6 protein-coding genes and 1 tRNA gene are annotated in these 12,830 nt (G+C 42.0%); all 7 read right to left on the bottom strand.

The annotated features are described in order from the left end of the window. Nucleotide 1: 1 nt before the first annotated feature. The 7 genes from H8B21_RS20255 to H8B21_RS20225 all read right to left on the bottom strand — a co-directional run bounded on the left by H8B21_RS20255 (nt 2) and on the right by H8B21_RS20225 (nt 12,803). Complete coding sequence (locus tag H8B21_RS20255) at nt 2-901, bottom strand: DUF5017 domain-containing protein (RefSeq protein ID WP_190315679.1); 900 nt, start codon at nt 899-901, stop codon at nt 2-4. A gap of 17 nt (nt 902-918) precedes the next feature. Further along, complete coding sequence (locus H8B21_RS20250) at nt 919-2,520, bottom strand: RagB/SusD family nutrient uptake outer membrane protein (protein WP_190315678.1); 1,602 nt, start codon at nt 2,518-2,520, stop codon at nt 919-921. 5 nt (nt 2,521-2,525) lie between these two features. Continuing rightward, nucleotides 2,526-5,690 (bottom strand): SusC/RagA family TonB-linked outer membrane protein, encoded by a 3,165-nt coding sequence (locus H8B21_RS20245; RefSeq protein ID WP_190315677.1) that lies wholly within the window; start codon nt 5,688-5,690, stop codon nt 2,526-2,528. Nucleotides 5,691-5,750: 60 nt separating this feature from the next. Continuing rightward, a complete protein-coding gene (locus tag H8B21_RS20240; RefSeq protein WP_190315676.1) occupies nt 5,751-7,172 on the bottom strand; it encodes a RagB/SusD family nutrient uptake outer membrane protein in 1,422 nt (473 codons plus the stop codon). Nucleotides 7,173-7,190: 18 nt separating this feature from the next. Beyond that, nucleotides 7,191-10,358: a SusC/RagA family TonB-linked outer membrane protein gene (locus tag H8B21_RS20235; protein WP_190315675.1), complete on the bottom strand. Its 3,168-nt coding sequence runs from the start codon at nt 10,356-10,358 to the stop codon at nt 7,191-7,193. 292 nt (nt 10,359-10,650) lie between these two features. Next, nucleotides 10,651-12,651, bottom strand: coding sequence for a putative porin (locus H8B21_RS20230; RefSeq protein ID WP_190315674.1), 2,001 nt, complete (start codon nt 12,649-12,651; stop codon nt 10,651-10,653). 77 nt (nt 12,652-12,728) lie between these two features. After that, nucleotides 12,729-12,803, bottom strand: a tRNA-Val gene (locus tag H8B21_RS20225). Nucleotides 12,804-12,830: the final 27 nt, after the last annotated feature.

Here is a 12,830-nt window from a genome sequence, read left to right as displayed (position 1 = left end):
GTTAAGGCTCTATAGTGATTTCAAATTCCTTCACCACCGATTTGTAATCGTCGGCACTCGCATTAGAAGCCAAAAAAGCAACGTGATAGGTTCCGGGGGTCGTATATGTATATGAATAATCCGAAAGAAGATTGGAACCTATATTTTGAATAGGAATCCCTGTATCCGGTGGCACCTTTGTAAAATAGAGCGGCTTCGTAATCAACCAATCTTCACTAGGGTCCGTATTGGGGCCGCCACCGATAATCACAACATCGGCTGCCCGGATGGTCCATACAGTAGCCGGATTCAATACATCGATTATGCTCCAGCCGGCATTTAGACGATCGGCTACCGGGATTTCTGATCCATCAGGCAGCTCCGTAACAGCTTCTAATTCGCGGACAATCCAATTTCCCGGCGTAGTAGCGGGATCTTTTTTCCCTACAAATTTGAATGCTATAAAAAAGGGGGCTGCTGTATCGACCCATGGCGACAGATCCAGGTATCCTGATTCAACGACCGTGGCATTCGTCGCCATATCCACCTGTGAAGTGACATCTGTCCAGTTGGCCTGCGCCACGCCTTCTGCCGTATATTGCGCCAAGTCACTACTCACCATCAAACGGAGTGTTTCTATTTGATTACCGCCCCCACCGTACTGTGTGGTAATTTTAGCTTTGGGAATTCCTCCCTCCACTTGCGTACGCTCCCTAAAGCGATAGTCAGATCCAGGCAAGCCGGAATAGAAAGTGATATTATCGGGAGCTCCGGAAAATTCAAAACGAATGGTGTCTCCTACCTTATATGTAGTTTTACTTAGCCTCACCTCAAAATCGGGCTGATCTACATGCAGGTCCTTTTCACAGGATACCAAGCCTAAAAAAAAGACTATGGACAGGATTTGATATATATGTTTCATAATTAAGTCTTAAAAAATTAATAACCAGGGTTTTGTGTTAATGCTTTATTTAAAGACATATCATACGTAGGAATAGGCAACAACACGTTGCGGTCGGAGACATTTCGCGAACCGAGCACATGCCCCTCTACACCGCCATTGGCCAATGCCCATGTGATGTATGCTTTCATATCCCCTACAAAGTTGCCCCATCTGATCAAATCTGTACGCCGCGACGCTTCGAAACAAAATTCTCTGGCTCGTTCATCTTTTATAGCCTGTCTAAACTCATCTTTCGATAGTCCCAACAGATCTGCGTTTACATCCGGGTTAGGTGGCTGAGGCAGTAGAAGCCCGTACGCACGTCTTCTCACCTCGTTGATGTACGGATACGCATTATCTGGCCCGTTCAACTCGTTCTCTGCTTCAGCAGCCATCAGCAAGACATCTGCGTAACGCAAAATCGGAAAATTTTGGGGTGAGGTAGAAATATCTTTAGGTGACACCACCTCATATTCGCGTCGCCATTTGCCCATGTTCCTTCTCCATCGATCGTTATTGGGTGTTTTTACGCCCGGTGTACCCACATAGGTATAAGGAGCCAAGTTCCAGTCACGTCTTAAATCATATGAATCTTTCAGCGGTACGGTTGTGCTATTCGGATCAAGTTCATAAAGATCGAACAATTTGCCACTGCCGTTGATTAACCCTCCGCTACGTCCAAGTTCAGCATCTTGTGTACGTATCCCCCCTCTTGCACCGATATAATAAGTGTACTCTTGCATGGCACCCTGTGTATTCCCATAAAATTCGACTTCCCAAATACTCTCCCGGATATCGTATTCATCCTTTGCATATTTAATAAATACATCAGTATAATCGGGATTCAGGCTATGTAATCCTGAATTTTTTACAGCTAGCGCCCATTTTAGAGCATCAGCATACTTAGAATGGTCCATCAAAGGATACCCCGCCATCTTGAGATATACCCTCGCCAACACACCCTGTACAGCAGACCGCGAGACCCTTCCTCCAAAATTCACGGTCTTCTCGGTATTACCCCCTTCCACTTCGTCTACCAATTGCTCGGCCTCCAGCATATCCGCCACAACCAAGTTGTAAACTTCTTTCATAGGCGTTCTCGGTACATCCATTTCATTGATGGAGGGTTTGGCGCTTAGATACAAAGGAATATCACCGTAATTGCTGACTAACATGAAATAGTAATATGCCCGCAGAAACAAGGCCTGCCCCTTTATCCTGTTTTTAGAGCCATCGTCCAAATCCGTACCGTCTACCACATCCAAGATAAGATTGGCACGATATACACCTGTATACAAGGCTTTCCAAAAATCAGTCACGTTTGCTTCCGCCGGGCCGTATATATATACAGTAGCATTGGCAGACCCGGTATTGGTGTATTCGATATCCGTACTTACATTGAGCCAATATGGCCACACATCGCCGTAAAATGTCCGATTTCCAAGGATGTCGTACACTCCGGCAAGTGCCAGTTCAAAATCGTTTACCGTCTCATAGGAGGGTGTTACAAAATCAGTAGGTTTTGTGTCGAGAAAATCTTTGCACGAAGATGTTCCTATCAACAGTGCAATTAAAATATAAGTGAATCTCATCATCATTTACGTTAAAAAGTTGTGGTCAAACCAAAAGTTATCGTCCGGGCCAAAGGATATGCGGAAAAATCAAATCCGGGTGTCAACGCAGAATGCCGTACAGATACCTCTGGATTTGAACCTGAATAGGATGTCCAAGTATGCAGATTTTGTGCCGAAGCATATAATCTAAGCGAGTTTACCTTCAAACGGCTTAACACATGATCTTGGAAAGTGTATCCCAAGGAGACCGTTTTGAGACGCAAGAATGAACCATCCTCTACCGTCCGGCTTGAATAGTAGGTATCCCGTTGTCCACCCGTTCTAAAAAGTTCGTTACTAGGATTCTCAGGTGTCCAGCGATTTTCATAACTCGCATATTGATTTAAGGAACGATGTCGTTTTGCATTTCCCTCGAAAATCAATCTATTCGCATTGAGAATATCATTTCCATAAGACCATTGAAAGAATATATTCAAGTCAAAACCCTTATAATCAAAACGGTTGGTAAAGCCTCCCACATGAATAGGCAATCCTCTTCCGATTACAGTAAAATCCATCTCGTTGACGACCAAATCACCATTTATATCGTTATATTTGATATCTCCAGGTTGAATATTCTCCCGTGGTTGGCCATTTGTAGTGATATGATCCTTTAATACATAGTTTCCCAGTACTTGATCAAAATCATTATATTGGTAGACGCCATCCCATACCAATCCGTACATCTGCGCCAAAGGGCCTCCTACAACAGAAATGTAAGGGAACACATTTCTAAAATCGGTATCAAATGCTACCGGGCTCAGTAAAGCTGTTTGGTTTTCGTTGAGGGCGATAATTTTATTTTGATTAAAACTGATATTGAAATTTGTACTCCATTTAAATCTGCCATTATCGATATTGGTTGTATTTAACGTCAGCTCCAAACCCTGATTACGTAACTCTCCAATGTTCTTGTAAGCCGTAGCCAAGTTAGTGGCGCTGCTCGTCAACCCGGTAGCGTATGGAAGTGTCGCGTCTAACAATAAATCTTTTGTATTTCTTCTATAGACATCTGCTACAAATTCAATTCTTCCTTCCCAAAAGGAGAGATCTAAACCGATATTGCTTTGGACAGTCGTTTCCCATGTTAAATCGGGATTACCATATTGCAAAAGCAATGCTCCACGTGTAGGAGCAGCATTATTAAAGGAATACCCCCCAAATCTGGGAATACTTAACTGTGTTATGTACGGAAAATCTGATACCCGGTTATTCCCAGTAGCCCCATAACTCGTTCTTATTTTGGCATTATGCAAGAAAGAAACGTCTTTTAAAAAATCTTCTTCTGACACGGTCCAGGCAAATGCTGCTGACGGAAAAAAGGCCCACCGCTTACCCGGTGCAAATTTTGAAGAGCCGTCATACCTAAAGGAAGAGGTTAATCTATATTTGTTTTTATATCCATAGTTGAATCTTCCTAAAAACGACATCAAAGCCCATCTAGAAGATGATGAGAATCCAACATTCGTTCCGGCTTCATCCAATCCATCTATCCCGAGTGATTCATTTAACACATTCAATCCCTGGAAACCGTAGTCTCCACTATCGTATTGCTGCAAAGAAAAACCACCGACAGCATTGAGTGTATGCCCTTGTTTGAAGGACTTTTTATAGGTAAGAATATTTTCATTCACCCAAGTCGTTCTCGGGCGAAACGCAATAGAACCGTTTACACCTTCGTTACGCCTTATGTTTCCGTTTGCTGTTAGGGAATTAAAAAACATATCTTGCCGAACCATCACATTGGTGTAAGCAGCCGAAGATCTGAAAACTAGATTCGGATTAAAGGAATATTCGGCATATCCATTTAGCGTCAGTGTATTCGCAAACGTTTCCCGAAGTTCATTTTGGGTCGATAAAATGGGGTTTACCCTAAAGTCATTTTCGGGAGCCGTCGGATCAAACAGGTCTTCCAGAAGCGATTCGTTTACGCCTTGTATGGGTCGAAATCCCCATACGGAAGCCAGTAAGCTTAAACCGCTGTATGTGATTCGCATCGACGGTTCGCCAACGATAATACCGTACGTTTTATTTGCACTATAATTTGCGATCGTTCCTATTTTAAGCTTCTTACCCAATTGTTGGTCAAACTGGAATCGCAACTGTTTTCTATCAAATCCCGAATTGGTGACCAATCCATTATTTTTCAATAAGTTCCCCGAAAGTGAATAGGTCGTACCTCCACTACCGCCCCGCACAGACAATTCATGGTTGTGCACAAATGCTTGTTTATAGATCTGATCCTGTAAATCTATACTCGGCTCGTCCCGGTAACTTTCCAATGTACGTCCCACCAAATAATAATCAGTCGTAAACTGAGGCTCCAGTTCATACTGATACTTTACGAATTCATAAGCCCCCATTAATTTAAGAGGTTTCGGGTTTTCGGCAAAACCACCGTATGCATTATAATTTACCACTGGTTTTCCAGCCACTCCTTTTTTCGTCGTGATCATAATCACACCGTTTGCACCTCGCGCTCCATATATTGCGGTTGCCGAAGCATCTTTGAGTATTTCAATAGATTCAATATCTCCGGGATTGATGCTGTTACTATTGGCATCTTCTAAAGGGAATCCATCAACCACATAAAGCGGTGCGGTGTTTTGCGTGATCGAACCAGATCCGCGTATTACGATGTTGGTATTTGATCCAGGCTGTCCATCACTTGCCGTTACGGTTACACCTGCTACCCGACCGGCTAAAGCTTCATCAAAGGATTTTACGGGCGCCTGAGCCAAATCTTTCATATTAACAGAACCTACCGACCCGGTCACATCTCGCCGGGTAGTTTCTCCATAACCGATGACCACCACATCATCCAATGTGGTGGATTTGGTCGCTAGGACCACATTAAAAAAACGTTTCTGCCCTACCTTTATTTCCAGTCTGTCGTAGCCTAAAAAGGAAAACACTAGAACAGCTTCCTCACTCTCTATAGACAAAGAAAACAAGCCCTCCGCATCAGTCTTCGCAGCAATAGCTCGATCTTTAACAGATACACTTACTCCCTCCAATACTTCATTTTGTTGATTGACGACTTTTCCGGAAATCGGAATTGAACCTGACGTTTGCTGGGCATACGCCAAACTGTTGCACAATAGGCCACAAAGCATCAGTTTGCAACTTATTAATGATATTATTTTCTTCATCATTTAGCTATATTTGGTGTAATAAATTTATTTATAATCTCATAGGTTAACGTGTTATACAAGTTAATAACCATCATTTTGTCCTAACTCCGGATTGATATCGATCTCTCTGCGTGGAATAGGAAATATCAATTCATGGTTTTGCACCGTAAAATTTAAGCCTTTACCCACAAAAAATGCATTCATGGTTTCCTGAGTTTTTCCTGTTCGCAACAAATCGAACCAACGATGCGCCTCATACGCCAATTCCAGTCTTCTTTCTTTCGCGATGGATTCACGCATATCTTCTTTATTACTGATTTCCAGCTCTTCCAGATCTGCGCGGGAACGAACCATATTTAGGTAAGTCTGTGCCCCACCTATATCATCATCTTCATTTAATGCTTCAGCATACATGAGGAGGACATCGGCATAGCGTAAAACGGTAAAATGAACAGAGCCATCTCTCGGATTTTCTGCATTTAGATCCACGAACTTCAACCCGTGCCGGCTGTATTCCTTTACCCCATTGGGTCTAATCGTATCGCCTACAGAAGCCTGCTTCCTAGCATCGCCTTCTTCGTAGGCGTCCATAAGGTCTAGAGACGGTGTAATTCGTCCCGAGCCTTGCTGGTTATTAGCCAATAATCCTGTTGAAGCTGGTGTAAATAACACCGAATATTCGTTACCTTGGTTAAAACCAGAGATAAACTTTAATTCGAAAAGGGACTCCTTTGTGTTACTATTTCCTGGACTAAAAAGGGTCTTGTAATTAGATTCTAAACTATATGTATTTGCTTCAATTAAACTTCCCAACGTACGTATAGCATCCGTATATTGGTGGCGTGTTAAATAAACCTTACCCAGTAATCCTTTTATAGCACCCACAGACACCTTTCCTTTGTCTTCGTTGGAATCATCAACCGCCAATTCTTCTGCCTCTTTCAAATCTTTAATAATCTCTGCATATACATCTTCCGAAGACTTCAAGGATAAGTCGGCATTGGCTATATCTTTTGGACTCCGAAATTCTCCATGTGTAATAGGAGATCGTCCAAAAATCTGTACCATCAAAAAATAGCTATATGCACGAATAAATTTTGTTTCGCTAGCGATTCTTGCTTTACTTTCTATATTTAAGTCAGACTGCTCTAACCGTACAAGCAGGATATTTGCACGTGCGATCGTAAATAAAACCTTTGTCCAAAAGCCTTGAACGATCGTATTGGACGGGGTTATATTCATTTCATCAAACTCCATCTCAGCAACGGAAGAGGAAGATATAGATACCTCAGCATTATCCGAAGTCAATTCGGCGAGATAGAAAATCTCATGCGTATATATTTCCCGAAAAGATGCATACACTCCGATCAGCGCATTTTCAAAATCAGCTTCCGTTTTATAGAAATTATTTTCGTTGATTTGATGTTCGGGCGAAAGCGCTAGAAAATTGTTGCAGGAGCACAAAAAAAAAGACAACGCAACACAAACGATATATTTTTTCATTTCAGTAAGATTATTGGGTTAACGGATATTCATTCTAATGCCTAATGTAAAGGTTCGAGGTAATGGATATGAAAAATAGTCTATACCACTCGCCGCAATGTTATCTCCTGTCGAACTTCCTTCAGGATCATAGCCGGGGTAATCCGTAAATGTATACACATTCGAGACATCGGCAAAAACATCGATAGCGGGCAATCTTGAACGGAATATATTGGACGGCAACTTATATGCTAAATTAACATTCCGGATACGGACAAATGAAGCTTCGAACAGATACCTGGAATTAATACCAATTCCCCGGGCATAATCATTACGTATGGCTCTTGGCACAAAACCATTACCGGGATTTTCTTCTGACCTCCAGCGATCATTGACCAAAGCCAATTGATTTTGAACGCCTGCTGAATTCATGATAATCTCTGCGCCTTGAAAATACATTTTTTGACCATACGAACCAGTTAAGCTCACACCCAAAGAAAGGTTTTTATAGGTAAACTGATTATTGAATCCAAAAGTATACTTTGGCCACGGCGTGCCAACGAAGGTTTTATCATCGTCTGTGATCCGCCCATCGCCGTTAGCATCCTTAAATTTGAGATCTCCCGGTTGCGTGTTCGGATGCTGCAAAGGGCTAGCATGCACTTCATCCCAGTCTTTGAATACGCCTGTCGCTTCCAACAAAAAGAAACTTGAAATGGGCTGACCTACCTGTGTAGCTTGATAGGCCGAACTTAATATCCTAGCTGATGAAGTATTTAGTGCTAGAACCTTATTTCTATTGAAACTTATATTAAAATCAGTATTCCACTGAAAAGATCCGCTCGCTATGTTCTGTGTATTTAATGCAATCTCCAAACCTTTATTTTCAAGCTCACCGATATTTTGTGTCACGGAGCTAAACCCAGTAGCTGCGGGCAGTAACGTGTTTAGCAACAAATCCTTTTTCATATTGCGGTACGCATCCACCGTCAAGACTATACGATGATTAAATAGCGCCAGGTCGAGCCCGAGGTTGGTCTGTAAAGATCGCTCCCACGTTAGGTTTTCATTGGCGAGGGTTTGCGGTGTCACACCAAGCAATGGTTGCCCATTACCGACATAAGGAACAATACCCAACAGCCCGATATGGGCATAATTTCCTATTAAATTATTACCCGACGCACCATAACTCGCCCTTAGTTTCAGATCATCTATAAACGACAACGATTTCATAAACTCTTCATCTGATAACCTGTACCCTAGAGACGCGGAAGGGAAGGTACCCCAACGATTGTTAATCCCGAATCTCGAACTTCCGTCCCGACGTACAGTACCCGTCAATAACCATTTCCCCATAAAACTGTAGTTAACCCGAGCTAACCACGACAACATCGCCCATTCTGTGATATAATTCGTTCCAGCATTCACATTTCCTCCGGCTAAATAAGGAATCAAATCCGTCGGAAAATCCATCGCTCCAGCCTGCAGCATATTTAGACTTTCTTTCTGCGCTGTAAACCCTACAACTGCGTCTACCTTATGATCCTCTCCGAAGTTCGTCGTATAGTTCACCGTATTTTCATTTAACCAATTTAATAAAGCACTGTTGTGAGCACCTGCAGTTGCCGGGCTCGTTTTAGCCCCCCATTCACCAATCTGGGATGATTTCCAGAGGCGGGTTGACCCGGTCACATAATTCACACCTATGGACGTTTTTATCGACAACCCGTCTAAAAGATTATACTGAAGATAATTATTGGTAAAAATATTCGCAGAATTCCGCTTATCACTAAATTCATCAAGGATTAAATAGGGGTTTTCTACCGGTACACCTAGCGGATCCAATAACTCTGAACTATAGGAACCATCTGCTTGGTAAATAGGCATCGCAGGTGAATTTGCTAAAGCAGCGGCAATTAACCCTCTTGTTCCCAAATGCCCTTCGGCACGTGCAAAATTTCCATGCGTGTAGGAACCTGCCAAGGATACACCAAGAGACAACCGATTAGATAACTTAATATCTATATTGGAACGCATATTATACTTATTGAAATCGGATTTTTTGATTATTCCTTGTTGATTATAATATCCCAACGAAACCATGTAATCTACCGACTCACCTCCGCCCGTGGTCGAAAGTTGATAATTCTGCAATGGCGCCGTTCTAAAAATCTGGTCCTGCCAATCTATATTTGTAGTCAATGATTCGGGATGACGAAACTCGGGGCGGACTCGCGTACCTCCTGTCCTTAAGTCATTCGGATCTGACGCATTCCCCCCCGCATAAACCCAAGCGTTGTCTCGTCCTTCCGCATGAAATTCTGCGAACTCCTGCGCATTCATCATTTTCAGCTTATTGGCCACGTTCTGAAAACCTCCCGCGGCTTCTAAATGAACGGTAGGACTTCCTCTTTTTCCTTTTTTTGTAGTAATGATGATCACGCCGTTGGCTCCTCTTGATCCGTAAATAGCAGTCGCAGACGCATCCTTTAAAATTTCTATGGAAGCAATATCGGAAGGGTTGATACTGCTCAACGGATTAATTTTAGATGCGGTGTTATTGGCCATCCCCTCTGATGAATAGGAATTTCCGTTGAAATTAGACACATCCGATCCACTTCCACCAGCACCAATGGCATAACCGTCAATTACATACAGAGGCTGGTTACCACCTGTAATCGAATTAATCCCCCGAATAACGATATTTACATTTCCTCCTGGAGCCCCTGTAGTCTGGGTAATTTGCGCTCCGGCTACTTTTCCCTGCATCATTTGGTCAAAACTAGCCGCCGGCCCTGGTTGTAAATCCTGTGGAGACAGACTAGTCACCGACCCCGTTATATCTCTTTTTCGCTGTGTACCATAACCCACGACAACCACAGAATCCAGACTCTCAGCAGATCCAATTAACTTTACATCGTAAACACTTTCTTTTCCAACAAGAATTTCAACAGGGTCGTAACCCAAGAAATTAAACCGTAGCAAATCGCCCGTCTTTGCTTCTAACGAATATTCTCCAGAATTATTCGTACTCGCTGCTTGACCACTGCCAACAACATTAATGGTTACACCCTGTAAAGGGATTAAGACACCAGCATCCACCACCTTCCCAGTAATTGTGCGCAACTGTGCTTTTGCAGCAAAACTAGAAAGAAGACATATTAAGAGGTATCCAAACAGCGATTTGATTAAATATTTTTTGTCCATAACAAATTTTATAACATGAATAGGTTTACGCACTATCTAGATTAAAAATATATTTAAGCTATCTTTTAAAGTTTATAATCTATATATAACAAAGACATTAACCTCACACAGCTTAACGCACTATGTTAACATAAAACAAACATATAGCTTTTTTTTAAAAAACAAAAATTTTTTAAAAAATATAATTTCAGACCATGTAGGCGATAAAAACACAAATAAGCGTATATCTTAACCTAACGCGTTATCATAAAATACTTAAAGGAAAAATTAATAGGAAATAATAACTTATCGGTTAATCATAAAACTTCCAGGACACGCCGAACCGTAGATTCGCGTCCTGCATAGGGTAACGCCGGACGGTATAATATCCTTTCGGATAAACAAACTGATTGGCAAAGTTATAGGAGATGAATAAGTTCACACGGTCGATATTACCGGTAAACCAAAAATCCACGATCGGGTAGGTGGAATATTCTATCCCGACGTTATCGTTGTAAAATTGTCCGACGTTGATCGCATAGGAAGGAGAACGGAAAGGTGTGTTGAAGCGCACATCAGTTCCTAATCGGAAATCCATCACGTTGTATAATTTATTAGCATAATAGAAGCTATGCCAAGTATACAGCTCCGGAATAGCCAATATATTTTGAGCATCCGTTTTCTGATACACGCCCATATTATCAAAATGGAAGCGTCCCAAACGAAATTTCTGACTGACAGAGACTTTCAATAAATTCATATTGCCGGATTGATCGGGGGTTATTTGTCGCAGATATAATTCGTCGTTATCGGGATTATCAACCTCGCGAAAATAAAGGTACTTATCCATTAAAAAGTAATCTACTTTACCCGAAAAACCTATTTTATTATTGGTATAAGCGAAAGAAAGGTTCTGTGTCTTGGTTTTTTCCCAACTATGGTCCCATTGATGATAGGTATAGTTCATTAAGTCAAACACCATTTCAGGAGATTTATTTTGTGAGTAGGCTCCAATACGTACCCTGCCCGCATTCTCACTCAATAAAACATCAGCATTGGCCTCATAGAGAAAGTCTCCTGCGTGACGCCCTACAACAATCTGGTTTACATTTCCCTGTAACTGAACACGATCGCTAAATTGATAACCTAGCGTACCCTTTAGCATACTGTTTTGAAAGAACTCATTCGTCAAACTATCCTTATACCAGATTAAATCGTTCTGAAACCCTAGATCGAGCTTAGCCTCATTTTTAAACACGCCTTTACCACGTAAATAGAAGCTATAGGTAAATTCGTTGGTAATATTCGTAACTATCGTGGTATCTTCTACGCGTGCAAAGTCGCCATAAGGGAATGCACCTTCCAAGTCTTCTTCATTTTTGAAAAAAGTGAACGTTCGCTGGCGCAACGAAGAATTATGGGCGACAGTATTCGTAGGACGCACCTCCATCTCCGGTGTTCCGCGATTTACGGTATCTAATCTACCTAGATAGTAGGACTGGCGCAAAAAGATACCATTGTCCTTCCATTTATGATGAGGTTGATTTGCCTGCTGTCCCCGCAACCTGACGGGATATCCCATGTTAGACATATCGGAAGTGTCCTTAAAGACATCCTGCATGTACACGTTCCGATCCACAACCGAGCCATTTTCGGGGGAGTTCAGGTTGTTGAACGTTGCATTCATCAACAGGTTATAGCGTAAGCTTTTTGACTCGTACCAAGTAAATACGGCTGCCTTGCGATCATTATAAGCTTGGTTGACATAGTATCCATCTGTATTTGTTGCATAGTACTCCGCACCGATATTCCATTGCGGATTAATATTTTGCGCCAGTCGTGCCCGGAAAACCTGATCGTTGAAAAAGAATCCCACGGCGTATAATTCAGAATAACGCGCCCTCGCTCGAAAATATTGGATAGAATCGGGCTGCAACAAATATCTTTCCAGAGCATGGAACCCGGGCTGAAAGCCAATCGTCTTATTCGGGTTGAACAAAAGGTCTCGGGAAGCTAGACCATAAGAACCCAAGTTTATTGTTGGATTCCACGGAACATTTTGCTTATTGTAATATTGAAAATTGACATGGGTAGTATCAATCTGTATGGTACGTGTACTCTGCTTGAGTATATCTAACGTTGCGTAGCGTACATATCTAGCGGTAAAGACGACAGAGTCTGTTTTATTGTCTTCTTTAGCACGAGCCGAATCCAACGCACTGCTAAATTCCTCTTCTACCTGCGCAGAAACATACGACGTGCCTACGAAGATAAAAACAAAAAAAAGTAGGAGTTGCCTCAAGTACCTATTCATCAATGCCAGTTTGCTCTGGAATAAAAATAAAAAATAAACCGTAGAAACAAAAAAGAGACTTTAACAGTCTCTTTTTGTGGGAAATACTGGGTTCGAACCAGTGACCCCTACCTTGTCGAGGTAGTGCTCTAAACCAGCTGAGCTAATTTCCCATTATCGACATATTGTTCGAGCGGCTC

Source organism: Sphingobacterium chuzhouense, from assembly GCF_014692525.1.
Taxonomy (GTDB): domain Bacteria; phylum Bacteroidota; class Bacteroidia; order Sphingobacteriales; family Sphingobacteriaceae; genus Sphingobacterium; species Sphingobacterium chuzhouense.
This window is presented reverse-complemented; position numbering and strand designations above follow the sequence as displayed.